This window comes from Komagataeibacter xylinus (assembly GCF_009834365.1).
GTDB classification, from domain to species: Bacteria; Pseudomonadota; Alphaproteobacteria; order Acetobacterales; family Acetobacteraceae; genus Komagataeibacter; species Komagataeibacter xylinus_D.
Genome location: NZ_CP041348.1, coordinates 1544059 through 1569862, shown reverse-complemented (window position 1 = coordinate 1569862; position 25804 = coordinate 1544059). Strand labels below are relative to the sequence as shown.

At 61.7% G+C, this 25804-nt stretch carries 33 protein-coding genes; 31 read left to right on the top strand and 2 right to left on the bottom strand.

Going from position 1 to position 25804, the window contains the following annotated elements:
• Positions 1-21 precede the first annotated feature (21 nt).
• The 9 genes from FMA36_RS07480 to FMA36_RS07440 all read left to right on the top strand — a co-directional run bounded on the left by FMA36_RS07480 (position 22) and on the right by FMA36_RS07440 (position 7666).
• Positions 22-1719, top strand: a complete 1698-nt coding sequence (locus FMA36_RS07480) for a terminase large subunit (RefSeq protein WP_159261825.1) — start codon at positions 22-24, stop codon at positions 1717-1719.
• Positions 1720-1784: 65 nt separating this feature from the next.
• Positions 1785-3026: a phage portal protein gene (locus FMA36_RS07475; RefSeq protein WP_159261824.1), complete on the top strand. Its 1242-nt coding sequence runs from the start codon at positions 1785-1787 to the stop codon at positions 3024-3026.
• Positions 3027-3054: 28 nt separating this feature from the next.
• Positions 3055-3768 carry an HK97 family phage prohead protease gene (locus tag FMA36_RS07470; protein WP_159261823.1) on the top strand — a complete coding sequence of 238 codons (714 nt, stop codon included), beginning with the start codon at positions 3055-3057 and terminating at the stop codon, positions 3766-3768.
• Between the two features lie 87 nt (positions 3769-3855).
• Positions 3856-5454, top strand: coding sequence for a phage major capsid protein (locus FMA36_RS07465; protein WP_159261822.1), 1599 nt, complete (start codon positions 3856-3858; stop codon positions 5452-5454).
• A gap of 9 nt (positions 5455-5463) precedes the next feature.
• The gene (locus tag FMA36_RS07460; RefSeq protein ID WP_159261821.1) at positions 5464-5664 is read left to right on the top strand and encodes a hypothetical protein; all 201 of its coding nucleotides are present in this window, start codon (positions 5464-5466) and stop codon (positions 5662-5664) included.
• Position 5665: 1 nt separating this feature from the next.
• Positions 5666-6052 carry a hypothetical protein gene (locus tag FMA36_RS07455; RefSeq protein WP_159261820.1) on the top strand — a complete coding sequence of 129 codons (387 nt, stop codon included), beginning with the start codon at positions 5666-5668 and terminating at the stop codon, positions 6050-6052.
• A gap of 12 nt (positions 6053-6064) precedes the next feature.
• A complete protein-coding gene (locus tag FMA36_RS07450) occupies positions 6065-6709 on the top strand; it encodes a head-tail connector protein (RefSeq protein ID WP_159261819.1) in 645 nt (214 codons plus the stop codon).
• Positions 6702-7085, top strand: coding sequence for a phage head completion protein (locus FMA36_RS07445; RefSeq protein ID WP_159261818.1), 384 nt, complete (start codon positions 6702-6704; stop codon positions 7083-7085). Before FMA36_RS07450 ends, FMA36_RS07445 begins: the two co-directional genes overlap by 8 nt.
• Positions 7085-7666, top strand: a complete 582-nt coding sequence (locus FMA36_RS07440; protein WP_159261817.1) for a hypothetical protein — start codon at positions 7085-7087, stop codon at positions 7664-7666. The genes FMA36_RS07445 and FMA36_RS07440 overlap by 1 nt, the downstream gene beginning before the upstream one ends.
• On the opposite strand, the gene FMA36_RS07435 is transcribed toward FMA36_RS07440, so the two are convergent.
• The gene (locus FMA36_RS07435; RefSeq protein ID WP_159261816.1) at positions 7663-8247 is read right to left on the bottom strand and encodes an SHOCT domain-containing protein; all 585 of its coding nucleotides are present in this window, start codon (positions 8245-8247) and stop codon (positions 7663-7665) included. The genes FMA36_RS07440 and FMA36_RS07435 overlap by 4 nt on opposite strands.
• A 93-nt stretch (positions 8248-8340) precedes the next feature.
• On the opposite strand from FMA36_RS07435, the gene FMA36_RS07430 reads away from it, so the two are divergent.
• The 22 genes from FMA36_RS07430 (at position 8341) to FMA36_RS07330 (ending at position 25026) form a co-directional block, all read left to right on the top strand.
• Complete coding sequence (locus tag FMA36_RS07430) at positions 8341-8886, top strand: phage tail terminator protein (protein WP_159261815.1); 546 nt, start codon at positions 8341-8343, stop codon at positions 8884-8886.
• Positions 8887-8897: 11 nt separating this feature from the next.
• Positions 8898-9158 carry a DUF2635 domain-containing protein gene (locus FMA36_RS07425; RefSeq protein ID WP_159261814.1) on the top strand — a complete coding sequence of 87 codons (261 nt, stop codon included), beginning with the start codon at positions 8898-8900 and terminating at the stop codon, positions 9156-9158.
• Positions 9155-10654 (top strand): phage tail sheath subtilisin-like domain-containing protein, encoded by a 1500-nt coding sequence (locus FMA36_RS07420; protein ID WP_159261813.1) that lies wholly within the window; start codon positions 9155-9157, stop codon positions 10652-10654. Before FMA36_RS07425 ends, FMA36_RS07420 begins: the two co-directional genes overlap by 4 nt.
• A gap of 3 nt (positions 10655-10657) precedes the next feature.
• A complete protein-coding gene (locus FMA36_RS07415; protein WP_159261812.1) occupies positions 10658-11050 on the top strand; it encodes a phage tail tube protein in 393 nt (130 codons plus the stop codon).
• Positions 11050-11625, top strand: a complete 576-nt coding sequence (locus tag FMA36_RS07410) for a phage tail assembly protein (RefSeq protein WP_159261811.1) — start codon at positions 11050-11052, stop codon at positions 11623-11625. Before FMA36_RS07415 ends, FMA36_RS07410 begins: the two co-directional genes overlap by 1 nt.
• Before the next feature lie 150 nt (positions 11626-11775).
• The gene (locus tag FMA36_RS07405; RefSeq protein WP_159261810.1) at positions 11776-13794 is read left to right on the top strand and encodes a phage tail tip lysozyme; all 2019 of its coding nucleotides are present in this window, start codon (positions 11776-11778) and stop codon (positions 13792-13794) included.
• Positions 13791-14555 (top strand): DNA circularization N-terminal domain-containing protein, encoded by a 765-nt coding sequence (locus FMA36_RS07400; protein ID WP_159261809.1) that lies wholly within the window; start codon positions 13791-13793, stop codon positions 14553-14555. The genes FMA36_RS07405 and FMA36_RS07400 overlap by 4 nt, the downstream gene beginning before the upstream one ends.
• Positions 14552-15121 carry a hypothetical protein gene (locus tag FMA36_RS07395; RefSeq protein ID WP_159261808.1) on the top strand — a complete coding sequence of 190 codons (570 nt, stop codon included), beginning with the start codon at positions 14552-14554 and terminating at the stop codon, positions 15119-15121. The genes FMA36_RS07400 and FMA36_RS07395 overlap by 4 nt, the downstream gene beginning before the upstream one ends.
• The gene (locus tag FMA36_RS07390) at positions 15118-16254 is read left to right on the top strand and encodes a phage baseplate assembly protein (protein ID WP_159261807.1); all 1137 of its coding nucleotides are present in this window, start codon (positions 15118-15120) and stop codon (positions 16252-16254) included. The genes FMA36_RS07395 and FMA36_RS07390 overlap by 4 nt, the downstream gene beginning before the upstream one ends.
• Positions 16254-16769, top strand: coding sequence for a phage baseplate assembly protein domain-containing protein (locus tag FMA36_RS07385; RefSeq protein WP_159261806.1), 516 nt, complete (start codon positions 16254-16256; stop codon positions 16767-16769). The genes FMA36_RS07390 and FMA36_RS07385 overlap by 1 nt, the downstream gene beginning before the upstream one ends.
• Before the next feature lie 7 nt (positions 16770-16776).
• A complete protein-coding gene (locus FMA36_RS07380; protein ID WP_159261805.1) occupies positions 16777-17250 on the top strand; it encodes a phage GP46 family protein in 474 nt (157 codons plus the stop codon).
• A 1-nt stretch (position 17251) separates the two neighbouring features.
• Positions 17252-18370, top strand: coding sequence for a baseplate J/gp47 family protein (locus FMA36_RS07375; RefSeq protein ID WP_159261804.1), 1119 nt, complete (start codon positions 17252-17254; stop codon positions 18368-18370).
• Positions 18367-18954, top strand: coding sequence for a YmfQ family protein (locus tag FMA36_RS07370; protein ID WP_159261803.1), 588 nt, complete (start codon positions 18367-18369; stop codon positions 18952-18954). The genes FMA36_RS07375 and FMA36_RS07370 overlap by 4 nt, the downstream gene beginning before the upstream one ends.
• Positions 18897-20288: a glycine-rich domain-containing protein gene (locus FMA36_RS07365; protein ID WP_159261802.1), complete on the top strand. Its 1392-nt coding sequence runs from the start codon at positions 18897-18899 to the stop codon at positions 20286-20288. The genes FMA36_RS07370 and FMA36_RS07365 overlap by 58 nt, the downstream gene beginning before the upstream one ends.
• A gap of 2 nt (positions 20289-20290) precedes the next feature.
• Positions 20291-20683, top strand: a complete 393-nt coding sequence (locus tag FMA36_RS07360) for a hypothetical protein (protein ID WP_159261801.1) — start codon at positions 20291-20293, stop codon at positions 20681-20683.
• 66 nt (positions 20684-20749) lie between these two features.
• Complete coding sequence (locus FMA36_RS07355) at positions 20750-21058, top strand: hypothetical protein (RefSeq protein WP_078526113.1); 309 nt, start codon at positions 20750-20752, stop codon at positions 21056-21058.
• Between the two features lie 35 nt (positions 21059-21093).
• Positions 21094-21528 carry a structural protein gene (locus FMA36_RS07350; protein WP_240906520.1) on the top strand — a complete coding sequence of 145 codons (435 nt, stop codon included), beginning with the start codon at positions 21094-21096 and terminating at the stop codon, positions 21526-21528.
• Position 21529: 1 nt separating this feature from the next.
• A complete protein-coding gene (locus FMA36_RS07345; protein ID WP_159261799.1) occupies positions 21530-21868 on the top strand; it encodes a hypothetical protein in 339 nt (112 codons plus the stop codon).
• A gap of 75 nt (positions 21869-21943) precedes the next feature.
• Complete coding sequence (locus FMA36_RS07340) at positions 21944-22279, top strand: hypothetical protein (RefSeq protein WP_240906519.1); 336 nt, start codon at positions 21944-21946, stop codon at positions 22277-22279.
• Between the two features lie 160 nt (positions 22280-22439).
• A complete protein-coding gene (locus FMA36_RS07335; RefSeq protein ID WP_159261797.1) occupies positions 22440-23069 on the top strand; it encodes a hypothetical protein in 630 nt (209 codons plus the stop codon).
• Between the two features lie 94 nt (positions 23070-23163).
• The gene (locus FMA36_RS19710) at positions 23164-23298 is read left to right on the top strand and encodes a hypothetical protein (protein WP_276612611.1); all 135 of its coding nucleotides are present in this window, start codon (positions 23164-23166) and stop codon (positions 23296-23298) included.
• A 771-nt stretch (positions 23299-24069) separates the two neighbouring features.
• Positions 24070-25026, top strand: a complete 957-nt coding sequence (locus FMA36_RS07330; RefSeq protein ID WP_159261796.1) for a hypothetical protein — start codon at positions 24070-24072, stop codon at positions 25024-25026.
• A 499-nt stretch (positions 25027-25525) separates the two neighbouring features.
• Here FMA36_RS07330 and FMA36_RS07325 read toward each other — a convergent pair whose 3' ends face one another.
• Positions 25526-25732: a hypothetical protein gene (locus tag FMA36_RS07325; protein ID WP_159261795.1), complete on the bottom strand. Its 207-nt coding sequence runs from the start codon at positions 25730-25732 to the stop codon at positions 25526-25528.
• Between the last annotated feature and the right edge of the window lie 72 nt (positions 25733-25804).

Here is a 25804-nt window from a genome sequence, read left to right as displayed (position 1 = left end):
AAACCCCGCAAGCCGAAAGCGGTGCCGCAGCCTCATGTCGATGCGGCCATCCAGTATGCATCTGACGTCATATCCGGCACGATCGATGCCTGCCAGTGGGTGCGCCTGGCATGCGCCCGTTTCCTGTCGGATCTCGCCAAAGCCGATGACCCGGAATGGCCATACGAACTGGACGTCGGCAAGGCCGAACGCGCCTGCGAATTCACCGAGCTCATGCCCCACACCAAGGGCAAATGGGCGCAGAAGAAAGAACTGATCCGGCTCGAGCCGTGGCAGTCGTTCATTCTGGTGAACGTCTTTGGCTGGGTCCACCGGACCAGTCGGCTGCGGCGGTTCAGGATCGTCCTGATCGTCGTGCCACGCAAGAACGGCAAGTCGGCCCTGTCTGCTCCCGTCGGCCTGTTCATGCTGTCGGCCGACCATGAGGCGGGTGCCGAAGTCTACTGCGGCGCCACATCGAAAAAACAGGCATGGGAGGTGTTCCGCCCGGCGCGCGAAATGGCGCTCAAGACACCGGATTTCCGGTCGTTCTATGGTGTGGGCGTCAACGCCTCGAACCTGCATGTCATCAGCACGGGCAGCCGCTTCGAGCCTGTCATCGGCAAGCCGGGGGACGGCGCATCCCCGTCATGTGCCATCGTGGATGAATACCACGAGCACGACACCTCGGACCTGTGGGACACCATGCTGACCGGCATGGGTGCCCGTGACCAGTCCATCCTGTGGGGGATCACCACCGCTGGCTCAAACATCGCCAGCCCCTGCTACGACGAGATTCAGACCAGCCGCAAAATGCTGCAGGGCATCTTCGTGGACGAGGAACGGTTTTTCGTCGAATGGACCATCGACCCGGAAGACGACTGGACCACGATCGAGGCGCTACGCAAGGCCAACCCGAATATCGGGGTCTCGGTGCAAGAGGAGTTCCTGATTGCCCGGCAGACCGCTGCCATCCGCAATCCCCGCTTGCAGGCGACGTTCAAGACCAAGCACCTGAACCTGTGGGTCAATGCCCGCAACGCCTTTTTCAACATGCAGTCCTGGGGCAACTGCTACGACCCAGCATTCAGCGAAGAAGCGCTGCATGGCCGCCGCGCAGTCCTTGCCCTGGACCTCGCATCCAAGAAAGACATCGCCGCCCTGCAGATGCTCATCCGGCTGCCTGACGGGCGCATCGCCACCTTCGGCCGCTACTACCTGCCGGAAGCGGCAGTCGAGAATGCAGACGGCGCAGAATACTATCAGGGATGGGCCTACGGCACCGAGGGCAGCCCCCCTTCCCTGATCGTGACCGATGGGGAGATCATCGACTACGAGCGCATCGAGGCGGACATCGATCTGCTCCGCCAGCAGTTCGTCATCGATGAGATCGTCTTCGATCCTTCGCAGGCCACCTATCTGGTCACGCGGCTCATGAAAAAGGGAGCCAACGTCATCCAGTTCGACCAGAACGCCCGGAACTATTCCGAGCCCATGAAGCAGGTGGATGCCGAAATCGATGCCGGCCTGATTGTCCATGGCTGCGCACCCACCCATCCCATGACGTGGATGATGTCCAACGTCGAGGCCCGCGTGGATGCCAAGGACCAGGTCTATCCGCGCAAGGCCGAAGGCAAGAACAAGATCGACGGCCCGGTTGCCCTGATCATGGGGCGCTCCCGCCTGCTGGTGGATGAGGGTGGCTCGATCTACGAAGAACGGGGAATCATGGTCCTGTAATGGCCCTACTGCCAACCCTCTTTTCCCCTCACCGGGAAATCGAGCGCAAGGAGCCGCGCGTCAGCATGCCCGTCCGCACTAAGGCGGACAGCTTTGCATCCGGCTCCTACCCGTCCTGGCTCTCTGCTGGCCTGGGCGCGCTCCCATCCGCCACGGGGCTGCCTGTCACCCCGTTCACGGCCATGCAGGCCTCGGCCGTGTTTTCGTGCGTGAACCGCATCTCCGAGGATCTGGCCAAGATCCCGCTGGAGGTTCAGGAGATCCTGCCCAACGGGCGTGGCGCCACCGTCACCACCACGCACCCCCTTGCCGTGCTGCTGGCATATCCCAACCGCTGGCAGACGCCCTACCAGTTCTGGTTCTACGTCACGCTGTGCCTGTGCATGCGAGGCAATTCCTACGTGGCCATCGTGCGCGGGCAGAACGGACAGCCGCGCTCGCTCATCCCGATCATGCCCGACCGCGTGTCGGTGCTGATGTCGCCCCGGGGCTGGCTGTTCTACAACATCAGTCATCCGCTGGTGGGCGAAGGCATCCGCCTCCATCAGGATGACATGATCCACCTGCGCGGCTTCACGCTTGATGGCTACATGGGCATCTCGCCCATCATGGCCTGCCCCGAGGCGATCGGCCTGGCCATTGCCGCCCAGCGGCACGGCGCCACCCTGTTCCGCAACGGGGCGCAGATCCAGGGCGTGCTGAAAACGGCCAAGTCCCTCTCGAAAGAGGCCGCCGCCCGCATGGCCAGCAGTTGGCGCGATGCCTATGGCGGCGTCGACAACACCGGCAAGACGGCCGTGCTCGAGGAAGGGCTGGAATACGAGCGCATCGGCATGACAGCCGATGAAGCCCAGTTTCTTGAGGTGCGGGAAAAGGAAGATGTCGACATCTGCGGCATGTTCAGCGTCCCGCCCCACAAGATCGGTCGTGGCGACAAGGTCACGATAGCGAATTTCGAGAACGCCAGTCAGGAATACATCGACAATGCCCTGATCCCCAAAGCGCGGCAGGCCGAGGAGCAGATCCACAGCCGGCTGGTGTTCTCGGAAGAAAAGGCGCGGCTACGGGTACGCTTCAACTTCGACGAGCTGCTGCGTGGCGACATGCAGTCCCGTGTCACGGCCGGTGTGGCCGCCGTCAATTCGGGGCTGATCAGCGCCAACGAATGGCGTGCCCGTGAAGGCATGAACCCCTATCCGCGTGGGGATGAATACCGCGTGCCCCTCAATACCGGCGCGGCCTCCACCGCGCCCGCAGTCGATGATCCGGCCCGCATCACCGCACCGGATCCCGCTGCCCAGACCTGATGGGAAATGCGCCTTCATGGCGAAACTCATGAACACCAGGCGCTTCAAGGCGCTGGCCCGCAAGGGCGAACACCCCGGCAATATCCAGATCCGCAAGGACATCGTCAGCAGTGTGGAGAAAGGGCCTACGGACCGGACCCTGCGCTACACCATCAGCACTGGCACGCCCGACCGCGAGGGCGATACCGTCGATGTTGCTGGCTGGGATCTGACCAACTTCCGCAAGAACCCCGTGGTGCTGTGGGCGCACAATCAGGACAAGTTCCCGATTGGGCGCTGCATCGACATTGGCGTGGAAGATGGCGTGCTGAAAGCCACGGTCGAGTTCGCCCCCGCCGATATCCCGCGCGCGGGCGAGCATGCCGAGGCCGCCTACCGCCTGAGTGCCGAGGGCTTCCTGCCCGGCACCAGCGTGGGTTTCCGACCGCTCGAATACGACATCTCCAACGAGCGGAACGACGACGACAGCTTTTTCATGCCCATGGATTTCAAGCGGCAGGAACTGCTGGAGTTCAGCCTTGTCCCGGTGCCCTGCAATCCGGATGCGCTGCTGGAAGAAGAACCGGAAAGCAGCGCCCCCGGCACGGCACCCGAACCCTCCACCACTTTGCCGGACAATGCCGATGCGCAGACACGCGCGGCAAACGCCGACATCGAAAAGGCCGAGCGAGACGCGGCGGAAAGCCGCAATCGCATCGCCCGTCAGAAACGTGCGCGCCAGGCACTGGCGTCCACTCTCTGACCATCGAGTGACGGCCCGGACGGGCCTCCTCACAGCTTGATCATTCAAGGCGCCTTCGGGCGCCTTTTTTATTGACCGGAGCGATCATTGCTCAAGCTTCACGAACTGAAGAACAAGCGCGCCCAGAAAGTCACCAGCATCAAGGCCCTGATCAACAAGGAAGCTGAACTTCCTGATGACCAGACCCTGCCGCAGGAAGACCTCGACAGCATCACCCAACTGCAGGGCGAGATTGCCGCCCTCGACGAGCGCATCGGCCGCGCGGAATCACTGCTGAACATCGAGGGCGAAAACGCCGACCCGCTGGACCCCGAAAACGAGCCCGAAACGATGGCAGGCGACCCCGAGGATCCACTGGCCAGCCAGGAGCGCGGCTACGGCCCCCGCGTTACGCGCGGCGCCTACCGTCTCGAGCCCGCAGTGCGCCAGCAGGAGCCCAAGGGTTTCAAGGCCGCCCGCTTCATTCTGGGCCAGTTGAAGGCCAAGACCTGCGGCATGCGCGAGGCCTCGGCATGGGTGGAAAAGCGTTTCCGTGACAAGGAAGTCGCCAAGGCCCTGAACACCACGGGCACGGCCGCCGGTGGCGCCCTGATCCCGCAGGCCTTTGCCACCGAGATCATCGAGCTGCTGCGCGCGCGCACCGTGGTGCGTGATTCCAACCCCACCACCATCCCCATGCCCGGCGGCAACCTCACCATCCCCCGCCTCGCGGCCGGCGCCAGCGCGGGCTACACGGGCGAGCTGGATGACATGGGCGCCTCGCAGGAATCGTTCGATGACCTGCAGCTCAACGCCAAGAAACTCACCGCCCTGGTCCCGGTCAGCAATGACCTGATCCGGCGCTCGCCCATCGGCGTGGAAGAGCTGGTGCGCGATGACCTGCTGCAGACCATGGCACGCCGCGAGGATCTGGCGTTCCTGACGGGCGATGGCACGGGCAACAGCCCGATCGGCATGCTCAACCAGGCGGCGGCAGCCAACAAGATCATCGCAACTGCCCTGCCCGCCGCCACCGGCGACAGCAGCACCGACAACCAGGCCATCCTGACCGCGGTCGTTTCCGTGCTGCAGGGCATGCTGCTGCTGCTCGAGAACGGCATGAGCATGATGATCCGGCCGACATGGATCACCACGCCGTCGGTGAAGATGTATCTCATGACGCTGCGCGACGGCGTGGGCAACTTCGTCTTCCGCGATGAGCTGTCCGGTGACGATCCGCACCTGATGGGCCATCCGCTCAAGATCAGCCAGCAGCTGCCCTCCAACCTGAACACCGGCACCACGGCAGCCCCCGTGAACAACGGGGCCTACATCTTCATGGCCGACATGAAGGATGTGGTGATCGCGGATACGTACGAGATCTACATCGATGCGTCCGACGTGGCCGTCTATCAGGACACGAGCGGCGCGCAGGTCAGCGCGTTCCGTCGTGACCAGACGGTTTTCCGCGTGATCAGCGAGCACGATTTCGGGCTGCGCCATCAGGCCTCGCTCGCCGTGGCCACCGTGCCGGGCTGGGCACCCACCGGCTACACGCCCAACGGCGGCGCTGCCTACTACGTGCAGGCGCCCAGTGGCACCGGCTCGGCTGCAGCCAGCACGTGGGGCACCGCGCCCACGGGCTCCAACAACCCCGGCAACGGCTCGGCAGTTGCGCCGGGCGGCACCGAACCCGGCATCGCGTAAGGAGAGATCATGCAGGTATCAGGCGAACAGACCGTGCGGTTCACCCGCTCGTGGCAGTGCTACAACCGCGGTGTCGAGGCCGGATTTAATCCGGCCCGCGCCGCCATGCTGGTCAAGCTCGGCGTGGGGGTCATCATCAACGATGGCCGCCGTCCAGCGACCGACGTGTCCCACAAAACGCCCGCGCGCGGCGTAGTGCGGAAAGGCTGACATGGATACGCCCTACCGCACGGCCGAGCAGATCTCCGGCATGAAGCCGCTGGAGGCTGATCCCACTGCCAGGAGCGCGCTTTCGCGCGCGCCCGGTCTGGAGAGCATGGCAGGCAGTACGGTGCCGGGCACGTCCCGACACCATGTCCGCGGGCCGCAGCAGACTGCCGTGGACCCTGCTGCTGCCGGGCTGGACACCACGCACGAAGTGCTAAGCGCCCATGCGCGTGCCCGCTCGGCAGCAGCGATGCCCGAAGAACCAGCGTCCGTGCCAGAAAAAACGGTTGCTCCGGTGCAGGCACCTGCCGTCAAACCTGCCCCGGCAGCACCCGACGCGGCAAAGGCCCCGGCCAAAACTGCACCGGCCGCCCCCGCAGCAACCGCCTGATAAGGGACGCCCATGTACTCCACCGTCTCGGTTATCTCGCCACCGGCAGCTGAACCTGTCTCGTTACAGGTGCTGCAGGAACATGCCCGCATCGATTACGACTACGACAACACCCTGCTGGGCATGTATCTGAGCGGCGCACGCCAGGCGGTGGAGCAGTTTCTCGGGCGCGTCCTCATCACCCAGACCCTGCGCTGGGTGATGGCGCATCAGGCGCCCATCAACCAGTTTCCGCTGGTCCCGTTTACGGCCTACATCTTTCCGATGTGGATGCCATATTCGATGCTGTTCCAGCGCCCCATCGAGCTGCCCCGCGCCCCGGTGCAGGCGATCAACTCCATCTCGGTGGGCGAATGGGGCACGGCCGATACCGTCCTGTCAGCAGACCAGTATTCCGCTGACCTGATGACCGATCCCGGCCGGGTGCGCCTGCATGCCGGGGTGGCAACCCTGCCATCGGATCACATCTCGATCGAGTTCGTGGCAGGCTACGGAAATGATGGGACGGCCGTCCCCGTCCCGATCCAGCTGGCCATCCTGCTGATGGCGACGTTCCTGTACGAGCATCGCGGCGATGACGGGGGCGACATGCCGGACGCCGTGAAAAACCTGCTCTGGCCATATCGCCTCTACGCTTTCGGGGATCCCGATGCCTGAACCGCAATCCTTCCCGCTGGGCAGGTTGCGCTGGCCCGTGCAGATCGTGCAGCGTGGTCAGGCCGGTGACCCGAACACGACGGGCGTGCTGGAAACATTGATACCGATCAGGACGGTTCGTGCCGATGTCCAGCCCGTCGGTGCTCTCACATTCTGGGGGACCGCAGGCGGCAACGAGCAGGTCGATACCCCCGTCACGCACCGGATCTATATGCGCTGGCAGAACTCCCTGCCCAATGCCTATGCCATCACCCGCTCAACCACGCTGGATGATGGTACGACCCGCACAGAGGTTTTCCGTGTGCGTCGAATCAAGGAAATCGACGGTCGGAAGCGCTTCGTGATCGTGGAATGTGAGGAAGAGAAAAACAGCTGATGGCCACACCGGGCATCCAGATGAAAGTCACGCTGTCAGCGGACGCGCTGGTCTTCGACAAAAAGGCCCTTTCCCGCACCTTCCGTCAGGCAGGCAATGAGGTCGCAGCCACAGCCCGGACCCTGTTGCGGCAGAGTTCGGGCGGCGGCAGGCTCTACTACGGCCCCGGCGGCTCTGCCGCATCCTATCGGGGCGGTTACAAGGCAGGCAAATACCAGGCATCCTCACCGGGCCAGATCCCGGCCAAGGTCACGGGCACGCTTGCCCGATCGATCAAGGTGCGCCCGTTCCGCTCGGGCGAAGGCGTTGCCATCCGCGATACGGCATTCTACGCGCTGTTCCTTGAAGCCGGTGCCCATGGTGGCGGTCGCAGCAGCTCAGGCGGTAGCGGGGGACGAGGCACCAAGGGTGGCCAGATCACGGGCCGAACCTACCAGCGCGGCAGACACGGGATTGGCAAATCCCGCGTCCTGACCGCCCGCCCCTTCCTCGAGGTCGCCCTGGCGCAGCGGGAAGCCTCTCTCGGCCCGCGCATCCGACGGGCCATTCAGCAGGGCATCAAACTCCAGAAATGCCCTTAACCTGCAATCAGTTTCTGCTTGGCTGCCTCAAACTCCTCTTGAGACAGCACACCCGTCTCTTTCAGTTTTGCCAGGCGTTCAAGCTGGGTAATAAGGTCAGGAGCGCTGCTCGTAACATCTACATGAGAAGGAGCCGTCTGCACGGGTACAGGCGCCTTCGCTTCAGCGATCTTTTCCATGATGAGCTGTGATGCATCGCGGAACTGGTTGGCCATTGCTTTGCCTGCCAGGGATATGCAGTTCGGCGCTTTGGCTGGATTGGTCGCATCGTCATTTGACCAGTAGCTCATGTTTGTATTCTGCACCCCACCGGCTGAAATTTCGAAGTATCCGGTTAGAAGCTTATACTTCACCTCGGCTGAGGCGATATTCGAATAGTTCAATTGGAACACATTCGACCCAAAAAGATGCCCTGTCATAAGCCCTGTCTTGATAACGAGCACTCGCGTTCCAGTGCATACAAGTGCTTCTTTTGCTGCCCCTCTTATCTTCAATATTACTTCTTCGCCGGGCCGCAGGTTTTCCGAAACAGCTTTTCCCAGCGATGCAGGTAACTCTTCAATCAGTCCAGTATTAGTCATTTCAATATGATCCTATGCTGAGAATACGCGCCCTTTAACGTGCTGATGATCAGATGACTACCATCATCGTACACGGGTCTGAAAAGAAACATCGTGAACATCGATACGATCATCCGTCAGATCCGGGCGAATGCCCCGATCTTCAACGGTAACGTGGCGGGGGCAGCCGAATATGCTCTTGCCCAGGATCAGGCATGGATGCCCGGCCCCTGCGGCTACGTCGTCCCGCTTGATGATGAGCCCGGCCCCAACCTCAACCTCACCGGGCTGCAGCAGGTCGTGACCGAAACTTTCATGGTCATGTGCCTGCTTGATAACAGCACTGACCGCAGGGGTCAGGCTGCGGCAACAGCCGCAGTCAATGATGTGAAAACTGCCCTTTTCGCAGCCGTCCTCAACTGGCGACCAGATGACATCAATGCCGCGCAGGGCTTTCGCTATGCGCGGGGCGGCCTGGTGGGCGAGCCCAACCGGGCACGCCTGTGGTGGCAGTTCGACTTCTCCATCGATGTGACCATTACCGGTGCCGAGGGCTTCCAGGTGCCGACCACGCCGCTGAATGAAATCAACACCAGCATCATCGATCAGGCGAGCGGCAACCCGTTTGCCTCCCTCGCTGCGCCCAATCTCCAGAAATAATTCAGGAAAACATGCGCCTTTATCCTGCTGCGGGTCTCCAGATCCGCGACCCGATCACGCACGCCGTGATTCCGGCCGGTGGCGTTGAAGTCCCCGACCGCAATGGCCTCCCCACCTCTTTCTACTGGCAGCGCCGCCTGCGCGCCGGAGATGTCACCAAAACGGCACCCACGGCTGTCTCTGCCGCACCGCAGGCGACCCAGGCTGCAACGCCACAGCCGGTTCCTGCAACACCCACTGCAGCTGCGCCTGCTGAACAGGTGCACGCATGAGCGGCTCGATCACCTTCAACAACTACCCGACCACCCAGCGCACCCACGGCATCTTTGCCGAGATCGATCCGCAGAATCAGGGCGGCAGTCAGAACCTGCGCACTCTGATCCTCGGCCAGAAGCTCGCCAGCGGCAATGCCGAGGCGAATGTGCCTTTTCTGGCAACGGGTCTGTCCGATGCCCGCCAGAGCCTCGGTGCCGGGTCAATCGCTGAGCTGATGTACGGTCGCTACCTGACAGCCGATTCATTCGGCGAGGTCTGGATCGCACCGCAGGCCGATGATCCGGCGGCTGCCGTCGCCACGGGTAGCCTGTTGCTTTCGGGCACGCTCACGGCCAGCGGTACCATCCCGCTCTATATCGGGGGCACCTATGTCGCCGTGGGCGCCACGTTGGGCATGGAGTTGGCCGACATCGCGGCTGCGATCGTCGCGGCGGTCAATGCCACACAGGATATCATGGTCTCGGCCACCGCTGGCGCAGCCAATACCGACGGCGCGATCCCGATCACATTCACGGCTCTGAACAAGGGGCCGTGCGGCAACGAGATCGACCTGCGCGCCGCCTATCTGGGGAGTGCCGGTGGCGAGAGCATTCCCGCCGGCCTGACACTGACCTTCACCGCCATGGCGGGCGGCACGCAGAACCCGGATACGGCCCTGTCGGCTACGCTGCTCAATCTGGGCGAGCAGACGTATGACTTCATCGTCATGCCCTACACGGACGAAGCCTCGCTGGATGTGCTCGTCGCGTTCCTCAACGATACCACAGGCCGCTGGTCATGGAGCCAGATGCTCTATGGCGGGTTCTTCTGCGCCCTGCGCGGCACCGTCGGCACCCTTGGCACTGCTGGCACGGCCCGGAACGAATACCAGGGCACCGCCATGGGCTTCGATGATTCGCCCGACCCGGCATGGTTGTGGGCAGCCGCCTATGCAGGTGCTGCAGCAGTCAGCCTGCGCGCGGATCCGGGCCTGCCGTTGCAGAACCTGATCATCCCGGTCAAGGCCCCCCCGCTCGCCAGCCGGTTCGACATCTCGGAACGCAACACCCTGCTGTATGACGGCATCAGCACATTCACCGTCAATTCCGCCAGTCAGGTCGTCATCGACCGCGCCATTACCTTTTATCAGAAAGACGCGGCCGGGGGCGCTGATACAACCTGGCTGAACGTCGAAACGCCGTACAGTCTGGTCGCCCTGATCCGGGACATGAACGACTGGCTGGGGGCCATTTACGCCCGCAAGAAACTGGTCGCTGACGGGACCAACATCCCCGGCGGCTCCAATCTGGTCACCAGCCAGACCGTTCTGGCATCCGCTATCGCACGCTACAAACAGTATTGCGACGACGGGAATGCCCAGAATTACGCCGCCTTCAAGGCTGCCGCCAGTGCCCAGAACCTGGGCAACGGTACCGTCGCGCTGCTGCTGCCCTTCAACCTGGTAGGTCAGCTGCGGGTGATCGCGATGAAAATCAACTTTATCCCCGGATAACAGATGGTCGACCTGTATAGCGGAACGCCCTCGCCGCAGAACGCGCGCGCGGGCGTCGCCAATCTCGAGATCAACGGCGTGGCCGTCGATGTTGCGAGCGAACTGTCCTACGACGCCACACTCGTCAAACGGGAATATCTGGTGGGCCAGAGCGGCCTGCAGGGGTGGACGGAAAACATCAAGGCCGGGTTCATCTCGGCCACCCTGCGTGATTCCGCCACCATGTCCCAAGCCAATATCGTCAATATCGGCCCCGTATCTGTGATCGCCATTCTCGCGAGCGGCAAAATCGTTGCCGGTTCCTACCTGATTGCAACCGAGGTCGGCGCCGTGAACACGGCCGAAGGCACATTCGAGGTCAAGTTCGAAGGACCGGTCATGGAGAGCAGCACTTGATGCAGCCCATCGTCATCCCCCTCGATCCGCCCCTGCGCCATGCAGGCGGCGAGATCCACGAACTGGTGCTGGCCGAACCCGAAGCCCAGAAGATGTTTATGGCCTGGCGCGCGATTGAATCGGGCGCCAACCCCGAATCATCGGCTATTTTTGCCCGTGATCTGGTGGCAAAATCGTCCGGTCTGGCAGAGTCCGCGGTCAACGATATCCCGCTCTCCATCATGCTCACCGGGGCAGAACGGCTTTCGGATGCGATCGCAGCCGAGGTCGAAGGATTCGAGCTTGATGAATCCGAGACGGAATTCGTCTTTCCCGCACCGGTCACGGTCGGGAATATCGAATATACGTCTCTGTCCCTGCGCGAGCCGACATCGGGCGAGGCGATCAAGGCGAACAGCCATCTGCGCAACTCGCAGGGGCCGGCCTCCCAGCTCAAATACCAAATGGCCCTGGTCAGCCTGGTCACGGGCGTGCCGTCCCCGAATGTCCACCGCTTCCCCGTCACCATCGTGATGAAGGCGGCCCGCGCAATCGAGGTTTTTTCCATGGCTGGCCGTCAAACTGGCGCCAGCTGACCTGGGATCTCGCCAAACATTATGGCTGCGACCCCGAGGCCTTCTGGCGCATGACCGGGTCGCAGATTGTGGAAGCCTGCCGGGAGGCTAACCGGCAGGCCAGGGAAGCGGCGCGCGCGCAGCAGTAACCCCGTTTTCAGGTAGAGTGCCATGAGCGGCTACGCCGTCACCATTTCAGCCGTCGACAACCTGTCGAAAACGCTGAACCGCATCAATCAGAATGCAGCCCGCTCTTTGGCCCCTTTCCGGAAACTGGGGGGTGCCGTCACCCGGCTTATGCGCACGACCGGCGTTTCCGGGATTGCGCGGGCACTGGGCAATGTCGGTCGCAGCGCGCGCGATGCCTTCCAGCGCCTGTCCTCCATCATCGCCCCGCTCGGCGCCATTTCGGGTGCTGCCACACTTGGCGGCATGTACCGCATGATTTCGGCCTGGTCCAACTGGGGCACTGAACTGGGCAATGTCTCGCGCAACATGGGCATCACCGCCCAGACGCTGGGCAACCTGCAGGGCGCGGCCCAGATGGCAGGCTCCTCGGGCGAGGCCCTGACCAACGGGCTGGGCGTGCTCGGCCAGAACCTCTATGACGCGGTCGGCGGCAGGAATGCCGGGGCCGTGGTCATGATGAACACCTTGGGCGTGGCATTCCACAAAAACGCGACACAGGCCCGCAGCGTCACCGACGTGCTGCCGGAACTGGCTGACAAGATCGCCTTACTCAAGGATCCGTATGCGCAGGCGCAGGCCGCCTCCACCCTGTTTGGCGGATCCGCAGCTGCCATGCTGCCTTTCCTGCGCCGGGGCGCGGCCGGCATCCGTGAATATCAGCAGGCGGCTGATCGCTACCTGCACATCACGCCCCAAACAGCACAGGCGGCCAATACCTTCCGCGAAGCCCAGACACGCCTGACGCTGGCCGTGGAAGGCTTTGGCAACCGCATTTCGGAAAAGCTGGCCCCCATACTCGGCCCGCTCCTGACCCAGTTTGCAGACTGGATCGCCACCAACCCCAAAGTAACCGAGGGCATCAATGCGCTCGGGGATGGTGTCCAGCGCTTTGCCAACTGGCTGCGCGGGATCGACTGGGATGCAGTCGGGCAGAAAATGCAGCAATGGGGCAGCCGGATTGAATCCCTGACCCATCTGCTCGGTGGTCCTGCAAACGCCATCCGCGATCTGCTGTTCCTAATGGGCTTCAAGTTCGTTGCAGGCATTGTTGGCCCCCTCGCCTCAGTTGGCCTTGCTGTCGGACGACTGGGGCTCTCCTTTGCCCCCCTCCTCCTGACACCCGTCGGTGCCGCTGTCGCGGGCTGCGTGGTAGCCGTAGGAGCGCTTGGCCTAGCAGCTTACGAACTATGGAAGCACTGGTCGGGGATCGAGAAACTGTTCTCGGGCATGTGGGATGGCATCAAGGGCGCCTTTTCCGCAGCGTGGAGTTATATCTCGCCGGCCCTCGATCGGATGGATAGTGTCCTGGACCGTATTGGCGGCACGAGCGGCATGCGCGCATCCGGGCCAGCATCGGGCAGCCTGCCGGGTGCCGAGACTGCTCAGCGTACCAATGAGGCCATGCGCTACTTTGTAGGACAGGGCTGGAGTTCCGCGCAGGCTGCGGGCATCGTGGCCAACCTGCGGCAGGAAAGTGGGCTGAACGAAAAAGCTATCGGCGATGGTGGTCGTGCCAGCGGGATTGCCCAGTGGCACCCTGACCGTCAGGCAGCCATCGAGAAACATTTCGGCACTGCCCTCAATCGCATGTCCTATGCCCAGCAGTTGCAGGCGGTAGATTACGAGTTGCGGCAGGGTGCCGAGCGCGTAGCAGGCCAGCATATCGCCATGCAGGATAGCGGACGTGAAGCTGGGGCTGCTGCATCTCTGTATTACGAAAGGCCGGCAGATCGGGCAGGCGAGGCCTATCGCAGGGGCGCTCTGGCACAGTCCATCCAGACCGATTTCATGCGCTCTTCGGCGGCATCGGGTCCGCCCATGCAGGTCTCCTCCCTGTCTGGCTCGCCATCGTCCGGATCATCGACCATGGCGGCCAGCCGCGCGCAGGATACGGTGCACCGTGTGGAGGTTTCGGCAGCGCCGGGCACACGCGCCAAGGTAACTGACCCAACGGGCAGCACCCGCGTCGTACGCAACAATGTCACTGGAACCGTGCCATGATCGTTGAAGAACTGCTCCTGTCATGGCTGGAGCAACTCCAGCCTGCATCATGGCGCGGCATCCCTTTTGCAGTAGAGCGCTCGGAAACCCGCATGGGCCGCCGCACTGCGGTCCACGAATATCCCTACCGCAACGAGGTCTGGGTCGAGGATCTGGGCCGGGGCGTCCGGGGGTATTCGTTCTACGGCTTTGTCGTTGGCGATGACTGCTACCAGCAGGAGCAGGCGCTACTCGCGGCGGCCGAACAGCCCGGCCCTGGCATCCTGTACCATCCAACCTTGGGGTCACGGACAGTCTGCCTAGTCGGCCCTATTACAACCGAGCAGCGTGTTGACCGCGGTCGGGCCGTCGGACTGCGTATGGAGTTCATCGAAAGCGCGGACCCCGTCTACCCGTCAGGTTCCACGGATACCCAGTCTGCGATTACCGCCGCCGCAGCGGGTGCGACATCGGCCATTACGTCCGATTTCCTATCAGGTGTTGGCCCGGCCCTGACCGAGGGCATCGACGTGATCACCGCCGGTGTAGCGGCATCCGGTTCCATGTCCGGTGAGGTTGCGGCGCTGGGATCTGATCCCGGCCTTGTCCTGTCGGCCGTGACTGGCCTGACCGGTAACTATGGCCGGTATGCCAATGGCAACCGCACGACCCTCCTGACCGGTGCTACCACGCCGGAGCAGGCCATCGGCCGCGTCATTACAGCCCGCACCGGCATCACCAATGCTGGCGCACTCACAACCCAACTGGCCGGAAATCTGTGACCACTGCGACTGACAACGGCTACTGCGCCTCGGTTCAGGCCATGACCGAGGCCCTGCGTGCCGCATGCGCAGATCCGGCGGATGCCATCCGCCTTCTGCTCTCCCTCGCAAACTGGACCCCATCTACACAGCTCTCCACGGCCCCGGTGGGCGCAGCCATCGCCACGCTGGTAAGTGCCATGGGGCAGACACTCCGGCGCTGCGCTCTCGTGTCGCTCGCCAACGCCTGCTCTGAATATCAGCCGTCATCCTACAACGATGCGCTGACCGTCCGGGCACAGGTCGTCCAGGCATTCGATATCGAGATCCTTGCCGCAGCAGACGCCTATCAGGATGCAACCTACCAGGCACTGCGTGCCCTGCGCACCGCTGTCATCATCGACATCACCACGCGCGGCGCACAACTGGCGGCGCTGGTCACCGTCACCACCCCTGCCCCCGATAGCGCCCTGCCCATGGCTTACCGGCTCTATGGGGATGCAACACGGGCTGACGACCTGATCGGCAGGGCAGACCCAGTCCACCCTGCCTTCATGCCCACCAGTTTCGAGGCACTACAGTTATGACCACAACCGTCATGCACGCCACGGCGCGCAGGCGGCATCACGATCCAAACCAGCTACGCCTGCTCGTAAACGGCCGTTCCTATTCAGGCTGGATCGAGCAGCGCGTCAGCTGTGGCGTGGAACGTATGCCACGCGATTTTGAGGTGACCGCAACCGATCGTTCCCCGCTTACGCCTTCCAGCATCACGGTCGAGCCCGGTGCCGAGATGCGTATCCTGCTGGGAGATGATCCGGTCATTACCGGCTATGTGGATCGCGTCCGCCCCAAAATCTCGGGCAACGCGCACACGATGGTCATCTCGGGGCGCGGTCAGGGGCAGGATCTGGTCGACTGCTCCGCCATCCTGCCCGGCATGGCCATTGGAGGATCGGAACTGCAGGCTGATGGCATCATCCGCCCCCTGGCCGCGAAATTCGGCATTGATGTCACGGTGCAGGGCGACATTTCCCTCAAAGGCGCGGTTCCGCAGTTCAACATCAATCTGGGCGAAACCCCTTGGGATATCATTGACCGCGTGACCCGCTGGGCCGGGATCCTGTGCTACGAGGGCGCAGACGGCAATCTGGTCCTCTCCCGGGTTGGGCAGAACGCCATGGCGTCCGGCGTGGTGGAAGGGGTTAACCTTCAGGATGCCGATGCCACCTTTTCCATGGACGGGCGCTTTTCCGATTACTTCGCTTTTGTGCAATCGGTTGACCAGTTCTCCCAGATCGGCACGCAGGGCGATGTCGGGCATGTTCAGGACACGACTGTCCCCCGTTATCGTCCCCGTGCGATTATTTCCGAGCAGACCCAGAACGGCCAGCCCATTGCCATGCAGCGCCTGAACTGGGAGAAAGCGCGCCGTATCGGCCAGTCACAGGCCGTCGAGGTTATCGTAGACAGCTGGCGCGACAGTGCCGGAACGCTGTGGACCCCGAATTACCGACTGCCCGTCCATATCCCGTCCCTCAAGATCGTAAACCAGACGCTTTTGATCGGGGATGTGGAGTTTTCGCGCGGTGAAGACGGAACACATGCCCACATGGTCCTGATGCCGCCAGAAGCCTACGAACCCGAGCCCAACGTCCTGCAGGCCATCGACTGGCAGGTTGCGGCCGCCCTGCCCGGTGGGGCGGGCAAGGAGAGCTGATGTCCCATTCCTATGCCGACCGGCTTTTCCGGCGCCTGCAGGGGCTGTTCCAGATCGGGCGGATATCCACGCCTCCCGACGACACCGGAGCCGTCCAGACCGGGCAGGTCACCCTCAATGGCACGGCCATCCGCGATGGCGTGCCGATCGTGCAGGACTATGGGTTTTCGGCCGTGCTGCCGGTCGGCAGCCAGGCCGTTGTTCTCAACGTGTCGGGAGATGCCTCCAATGGGGTCGTGATCCGTTCGATCCATCAGGCATCCCGCCCGAAGGGCCTCAAGAACGGGCAGGTCTGCCTGTTCGATATGGCAGGCAATCAGGTGCTCCTGACCAACGGCAGCGGCATCGCCGTCACCCCCCAGTCAGGACAGCCCATCACCCTGAACGGAAAAACGGTCATCAATGGCCCGCTGGAAGTGTCGGATGACGCGACCATCGGGGGCATCGGCTTCCTCGAGCATCTCCATGGCGGGGTGCAGAGCGGCGGAAGCACTACGGAAAAACCCCAATCCTAGAGGTCGCATGGTTTCGGTTACGGAGACCACCAATAGCGGCGGCGATATCGAGATCGTATGGGACACGGCCAACGGGCGCGGCGACTGGGCCATTGAAAATGGCGCTATCGCCCGCACCCCGTCGGGCATGGACATGCTCAAGAACATGGTCCTGATCTGCCTGTTCACGGATCGGGTCGCCCCGCCTGACTATACGGGAGCTGACCGGCGCGGCTGGTGGGCGGATACCTACCGCGCGCAGCCCATCGGTTCCCTGCTGTGGACCCTGAACCGGTCCAAAATCGCCAATCGTGCCCAGCTGCTGCAGCGCATCCGCTCCATCGCCACCGATGCCCTGCAACCGCTGCAGACCGCAGGCTACGTCAAATCCATCAGCGTCCGCGTCGGGCTGGCAACCAGCGATACAGCCGCCATTGCTGTGTCCCTGACCCGACCGGATGGCTCTACCAGCCAGTATTCATGGCTGTGGCAGGTGCCCTGATATGCCCTATGCACGCCCGACACTGACCGAGCTTATCGACCGTGCGCAACAGGATGTGCAGGACGGGGGACTGCAGTCAGCCGATCCCCTGCTGGATCCCTCAGTCCTTCTGATCCTCAGCTACGCCATCGCGGCCGTGTCCTACGAGCATTACGGCTACCAGGACTATATCGCCCGGCAGTCCACCCCTTCCGGTGCCACAGGCGAATACGCAATGCTCTGGGGGGCGTTGAAAGGCATATTCCGCAAGGATGCGACTGCCGCTGTCATAGCCCTGTCATTTACCGGCGTTGCCGGCACGGACCTGCCGGCCGGGACGGTCGTGACCACGGATGGCAATCTCTCCTTTGCCACCACGGCCGACGCCAAGGTCGACGCCACCGGCACCCTGACCGTGCAGGCCACAGCTCAGGACACCGGATCCGGCTACAATCTGGCGGCTGGTACCACCATCGGGATCGCCACCCCGATTGACGGCATCAACAGTTCCGGCACGGTTTCCGCCATTGTCACATCCGGGGCCGATCAGGAAACGGAAGATGCCTTCAAAAGCCGCTACCTGACCCGCTATGCCAGCCCTGCACAGGGCGGCTCCGAGGCCGATTACGTCAACTGGGCGCTTGATGTGGCCGGCGTGACCCGAGCCTGGTGCGGATTCCCCGGCCTGTTCGGCGATGCCACGGTGCCTGTCTATGTGATGATGGACGATACCAACGCGGCCAACGGGGGCTTCCCGCTCGGCACGAACGGCACATCTTCCACGGATACGCGCTATACACCCGCCACGCAGGATCTGCTGACGGTGGCCAACGCCATCCAGTCGGAAAAGCCGGTCACCGATATCGTGGTTGCCGTGGCACCCCAGCCTTACCCGATCGAGATCACCCTGACGGGACTGGGCAGCATTGACGATGCCATGAAGGCCTCGATCCAGGCCGCGCTGGCTGACCTGTTCCTGCGCATCGGATCGCCCTTCGGCACCACCGTACAGGGATCCCAGATCGCGGGTGCCCTGAACGCAATCCCGGATATCCCGGCATTCAGCGTGCTGGCCCCTGTCGGCAGCATCACGGTCCCTGTCGGCCACCTCCCCACCGCAGCGGAGCCGACCTATCAATGACCTACTCGGCTGATGACTTTCTGGCAGCCTTCCAGCGGCATCTGCCTACAGGGCCGATCTGGTCGCGCGATCCCGGCTCCAATCAGGCGGCTGCCATGCAGTGCCTCATGCCCACGCTGGTGCGCCTGGCCCAGCGTGACGCCAACCTGCTGATCGATGCCTTCCCTGCCACGACGGTCGAACTGCTGCCGGAATGGCAGGCCTCCCTCGGCCTGCCGGATGCCTGTGCCGGCACCGACCCCACGATCGAGCAGCAGCGCGCGCAGGTGGTAGCACGCCTGATGGATGGCGGCGGGTCGTCGGCCGCCTACTTCATCGAGTTCGCGGCCAACCTCGGATACGACATCACCATCACGGAATTCGCCCCGGCACGGGCCGACTTCCTGTGTGCGGACGAGCCCGTCTACGATCCGTTCTGGGCCTATATGTGGCGGGTCAATGCCCCTGCCGTCACGGTCGATTATTTCTCGGCCGACGTTTCCTTTGCCGATGAGCCCCTGGCCGAATGGGGCAATGCCGTTCTGGAATGCGAAATCCAGTCGCGCAAACCGGCACGGACTACCGTTTTCTTCGCCTACGGATAACCCATTACATGGTCTATCAGATCGACGACACCACGGCTGTCGCCAGCCAGCCGGCACTGCCGACGGACAGCATTGGTACGCCCGGTTTTTTCACCGGCGGTTCCACCAGCGGCGGCGCACCCACGCGCGTGCGCTACTGGTGGCTGAACATGGTGCAGCAGGAACTGCTCAATATTGCCTTGGCTGCTGGCCTGACAGCCGACAAGACAGACAACACCCAGTGCATAACGGCCATCAAGGCCCTGGCCAAACAGGCCGCCTCGGGCGCCGTGCTCGGCTCGCCTGGCGTGCTGGCTACGGGCGATGTGGCAGGCAGCGTGCTCTATTATTCCGCAGCCCTTGGCGCGCCCGCTTTCACCTACGGCACGACCACGGTCGGCCTGCTGACCACGACCGCGCTCGATGGCTACGTCACCACCGCAGCCCTCACTACGGCACTGGGTAACTACCTGTCGCTGGGTGGCGGCAACGTCACCGGTGATATGGACTGGGGCGATAAGACGAAGGCCAGCACGGTCACGCATCGGTTCTGGTCGGCAGGGCCACCCGCCACGGGTGACGCTACGCCCGACGTCACCGTGACAGTGACGGGCGGTACGCCAGGCACGGCCAATCAGGGCACGTACGACCTGACCGGGGCTGGCCGCCTGCTGGTGCCCGATCCCGAAGATTTCACCGGCAAGAGCGCCATGAACGCGGAGACGGCAGAGGGGCGGTATGCTCAATTAAGTATGCTGCCTCTGCGTAATTTGGTTGCGTTTGAGGAGTCAGCAACTTGGGTTGTTCCCCCAGGAGTCACCCGCGTTCGATACCGCGTAATGGGCGGTGGCGGTGCCGGTGGAAATGACTCATACGGCGGTGGCTCTGGCGGTGGCGGCGGCGGTGGCGGCTACTGCGAAGGGATCGCCGACGTGTCACCTGGGGACGAAATCGTTGTCACGGTGGGTGCCGGCGGACCGTCCCCTGCGACGCTTGTCTCGAGCAATGGTGCTTCTGGCGGAACGTCATCATTCGGGACGTTTGGGTCGGCGACCGGCGGGGTCGGGGGCACCTCAACCGTTAGTTCTGCGAATACAGGCAGCGGCTCCATCGGCGGCATAGGAACTGGAGGACAGATCAACGCTTCGGGTGGTTCTGGATTCATTGGTGGACAAGGAAGCCTCGCCTTTAACGGCTCCGGTGGTTCAAGTCTGTGGGGTGGAGGAGGAACTGAGCTCCCCGGTGGTGGAACGGCTGGCATGGCTGGAATGGGTTATGGCGGCGGGGGAGCAGGTGGTGCCTATCACCACGTGGGCGGCGCTGGCGCTCCGGGTCTGGTAGTCGTGGAGTATTGATCGTGACGTTTGCATTGATTCTGAATGGGACGGTTGTTCAGGTATCGGACACTCAGTTCCCGGTAGCGCCCAGCCTGACGTGGGCGGATATTTCCAGTGCCAGCCCGCAGCCTGCTGTCGGATGGACAGCGGAAAAATCGTCCGCCGGGACCTGGTCGTTTGCAGCCCCTGCTGCGGCAGTCGCGCCCCTGAAGACACAGGCCGCCAGCGCGCAGGCATGGATCCAGCAGCAGGCCAACCTCGCTGCCGCGATGGGCGAGACATTCACGGCTGACATGAAAGCCTATGTGACAGCGATCAGCGCGATTGCCAGCGGCACCGACACCACCAGCACAGTGCTGCCTGCCCAGCCCACGGATGTGATGACGGCCAGTACGGCTGCCGCCACGACCTGACCCGGCCACACAACCCGCGCCTGCCCGACCGCCCTTTGAGGCGGTTTTTTATTGCCTGGAAATCTGATGTTCATTCTGTGGAGAGTGCTGGGGTTCGGTGATGATCCCCAGCTGCGCGACCGGCTGGTCCGCGTCGAGACCAAGGTCGAATCAACCGAGACCGACCTGCGTGCCCTGCGCGGCGAGGTGCGTGACCTGTCGACCGAGATGCGCGAATGCATGGGCCAGCTCATCGGGGGCATGAAAGCCCTTCGCCAGATCGGGGCGGCCATCGTCGGCCTGATCACCGTGATCGGCACCATCGCCGCCGCCCTGTTCGCCTATCCACCCTTCTGCGACTGGTTCGGCCAGCTCCTGCACGGTGGGCATCCATGACCCCAGGCAATGCCCCGAACAAGGAACCTGACGCCATGAGCCAACTCCCGCGCGGCATCCGCAACAACAACCCCGGCAATCTCGACTACGTGGGCCAGCCCGGCGCGCATCTGGAAACCGGCGTGCCTTCCCCCCGCTTTGCCGCCTTCCTCACCATGGCGGATGGCATCCGCGCGCTGCGCGACCAACTGCTGCGCTATGGGGAGCGGGGGCTGACCACGGTGCGTGCCATCATATCGGTGTATGCGCCCGCCAGCGAGAACCCTACCGGGGCCTATATTTACGCCCTGTGCAGCCATATGGGCGTGCAGCCCGATACCGTGCTGGACCTGCATGATCCGGCCACCCAGCGGGCGCTGATCTCGGGTATTGCAACAGTGGAGAACGGGCCGGGGCATCTCGGCCTGCCCCAGATCGACCAGGCGCTGCACGCACTGCCTGCCGTGCCCCAGCCTGCCATTGAGGCCTGACATGGACCCCTTCTCCCTCCTGCAGGATGTGCTGTCGATGCTCCCCGCGCAGTATGCCGGGGATGTCGTGGTTATCCTGTCGTTCCTGATCTCGACCTGCGCCCTGATCGCGCGGTTCTGGCGGCCGCCTGACCCCACCTCGAAATGGGTGCTGGTCTGGACCATCGTCACCGCCATTGCCCAGGCGCGCGGGTGGAACCTCCCCGCCTACCAGCCGGGCAAGAAAGCCGCGATGGTCCCCGCAACGGTTCCGCGCAGCGCGGTCGAGCAGCGCCTCGATGTGCCGCCCGGCTCCACGCGCCCCGGCAAGCCACCGGCGCGCGCTTCCCCGCCCGGCTGACTGGCCGGTCCCGGCTCAGTCATCCTGATCCCCCAACCGCCCGCAAGGCGGTTTTTTTGTATGGAGACGCCACTCATGGCTGACGATAACACCACCGCCGCCATCCCTGCCCTCGAGACCCTGATCGAGACCGCGCTGGGCAAGAAAGACACGGCCACCGCGCAGGCCGACATCCAGCTTGCGGGCACCCTGCTGCAGACGCTGATCCCCGTGATCGTGGCCCGCGCCGCGCCCAACCTCGACCTGACGGGTATCGATGCAGCCGTGACGAAGATCCTCACCGGCATCACCGACCTGAAAACCGCGATCGAGACCAAACCTACTACGGTCAGCGTGACCCCGGCCGCCGCGCCTGCCCCGGCCAAAGCCGAGGCCCCACACCCGATGGTGCCGGGGCAGCCTGTGCGCTGATCTGTCAACCGGATAGGCCCGGTCTGTAAACCCGCCGCCGGGCAACCTGATCGCCCCACACCTGTAAACTGGTCCACCTGAACCATGATAAAAATGCCGGTTTTCTGCGGCATCATGGCGCGGGTGGGCTATTTTCTTATCCAGACTGGAAAACTCGTCCATGACCCAGCGTGTCAACCTCGTGACCGTCGATGGCGGCCGCCGCCGTTTCCTCGGCAGGGCATTCATGTCTGCCGCCGCGATTGCTGCTGCCACCGCCCTGCCCGCCTGCACGGTCACGAAAAACGGCAACGTCACCACCCTCACCCTCAATGTGGCCGCCATCAAGGATTACGGGCAGGCCGGCCTCAATGCCGTCTCGACCATCCTGAGCATCGCGGCCCTGGCCAGCGCCATCGGCGCGCCCACGGTGGCGATCATCAATGCAGGCGATACCGCCTTGGGCGCGGCCCTGAACGCCTTTTCCTCGGCGGCCGGATCCACGCTGACCATCACCTACGATGACACGAACTGGAAAAGCCGGGTGGATAGCGTGCTGTCGGCTCTGGGCACGGTAGAGAGCGACCTGAGCGCTGCCATCACCGGTGTGGAGACCAGGATCGCCAGCACCGACCTATCCAACGCCAACACCGCCCTGAGCGCGCTGGGCACCATCGTGTCCGCCTTCAAGGGGCTGCTGGATAGCGTGGCCGTGCGGCGCCCTGTCGGGGCGGCCATGGCCAGCGCCACGCCTGCCCCCTCGCAGGCACAGGTGCAGCAGGCGCTCAGGGTGCTGGGGGTAACGGCATGACGCCCGCCGGAATCTTCTTCCTCTGGGCTGCCAGCACCATTGGTGGCGTGCTGGCGGGTTTCATCCTGCTGGCCTATCTGGCGAGCAGTTCACGATGACGCCCTTCATGGAGGGCGTCATCTCCGGTGCGGGCAGCGTTGTCGTCCTCATCGGGCTGCTGGTCACGATCCCGATCAAACTGCATGCGCTCTGCGTAGCGGCACGATTACGGGAGCGCGGGTTTCAATAAAATCATATTACTTTAGCTTATTCGGTGTCCGGCCCATCCCGGCCTGATTAAGAGATCAAACCTTCATCAGCCATTGCATGAACAAAGGCAGGACCATCATCAATAAGGTGACTGCCATCATCTAGCTTTCTTGCATCATCGCTGCCGCAGCAGACTAGATCAATCCCCAACAGGACCTAAGTATTTCTATCATGAAATATTAATTAATATAAGTAAAATCTATATTCGTTGGACCGGCAGAACATATGCAATTTTTATTATCGAAGATTCATCGATAGAATACATATATTATAATTTGTCATATTTAATAATTTATTTTATATTCCTGTTGATTTTTATAGATTATTTGGCCATAAAGCAAAATTATCTGGGTATAAATATGGTCAATAAAAATAAATGATAAGGCATTCAAATAATAATATTATATACCCATTGTTATTTGCTATTTTTTTAGCAATCATATCAATTGTTTTTTTCTTTCCTGGGTTTATGAGTTACGACTCATTCAGCCAATATGCGCAGGCCCTTGGGACGGAACCCTTCACGGATGTCCATTCCCCTCTCATGTCATATCTGTGGAAGGGTATGTGCCTGATTGCGAAAACACCAGGCACTCTGCTCGTCTTTAACCAGTTTTTCTATTGGGCAGCCATTTTCCTTTTCGCATATGCTATCGCTACGCGCACATGGTGCCGACTACTCATCATCGCGGTAATAGGCCTGTGGCCACCGCTTTACATCATATCGCTACATCTATGGGCAGACGTAGGAATGATGTGCGCGTTGGCCTTTGCAGTTGCCTGTCTGGCAGCCAATTGTAGGGACAAGAAAAAATACTGGCTCTTCATGACTATAGGCGCCCTGTTTCTTGCCGCAGCCTTCCGCCATAATGGCATTACAGGCGTTGTGCCGTTGCTGGCCTATACGGCATGGCGTCTTACCGGTCACGTGGCCCATCGACAGTCGTCAGCAGTCAAGCTCTTTGGGGCACTAATCGTCGCTTACTTCCTCGGCCTTAGAATACTCAACATCGGGACGCAGCATGTTCCAGTCGTGAATATGACTCTGGTATGGGATCTGACTGCCATAAGCGTCACTGAAAACAGGGATGTGCTCCCTGTTTATCTGGAAAAGACGCCGGGGCCGGATTTTGTAGGTCGGCTACGCGATCATTGGAGTCCTGATGCAAATTATGTAGGATTCTCTGAAGTTTCGCCTTTTTTTGCTCCTGATAAGGAAAAAATTTTCCTGAAATATTGGGGAACGACTGTTTTACATAACTTCGGCCCTTATATGGCGCATCGTGTCCATGTGTTCCGTAGTTTGCTTGGTCTGACCCATCGCGTCAATTTTGCATATCACGAAGGTATAGATGAGCCTAACCCGTATAAAATAACGTTTACTTTTCCAAATTTAATGCAGCATATTATGCTACCTCTGTTCCATAAGATTTCAAAATGGCCTGTATACCGGGTATGGCTCTATGTTGTTTTATCGTTTTTCCTGATTTATCAATACTTTCGTGATCGATACATTTCATGCGATAGTGATTGCTGGAGACTTCTTCCTGCTGTCACGGTGATCAGTGGGATATTGATAGAACTGCCTCTTTTCATTGTCGCGCCGTCTACTGAATTTCGATATTCGATCTGGATGATCTTTTCCGTCGTCATGGCTGCCGCGATGATTATTTCCCAGCACCATAAGGCATCGGACAGCGTTGAATGAACCGTATATCTTGCTGCAATCGATAGGTTCTGCTGGCGTTGACGCATCAATACTCACTACTCGTCCGTCTTTAATTTAAAAACTATTGCCACACATATTTCCTCCTTCGCATCTGTGATGCGCAGTGCATTCATAGATAAACATGTAACCAGACGCAGATTTTCTGCAAAAATCCTAGCTTATACCTGCTTATTTCATCTCTCAGGAGGTAGCGCAGACTAAAAGCCAGGAAGACTCGGTATCGACAGAATAGGTTTCCCATCTGGCCCGATCGCAGGTGTCCCCGACCCTGATTGGTCAAGAATGTACCAATCTCTTGGGAAAGGTAGTCTACGATGTTCCTCTGAAAGATGTTCGAGCCACTCTTGTACGTTCAGCGGTATCGGCTGCTGGCCAGTTGCCCAGCGCCTGACGGTTGTCTGATGGGTCTGGAGAATGTCGGCTAGACCACGCTGCGACCATCGCAACGCGTTCAGACACTCCCTGAAACGGTCAGGGGTCATCCCCCCACCTTCCATTTCATCAGAGCAAAGACCCTGGCCGCCAGTCCTGCGCCCGCGGTGAAGGCCAGTCCCAGAGCCGACAGCATGAACTGCCATGGCAGAAAAGCGCGCTGCGCGTTTTTCAGTTCACTATCAGCATGAAGGTTAGCGATCTTCAGGACTTTTTCAGCCAGATCAAGATGATGGGTGGCTGTTTCGCTCATTGAAGGTTTTCCTCTCAATCACCTGCGCCCGTTGCGCTCGGTGTGTGTTCAATATGAACACAACAAGGGGAA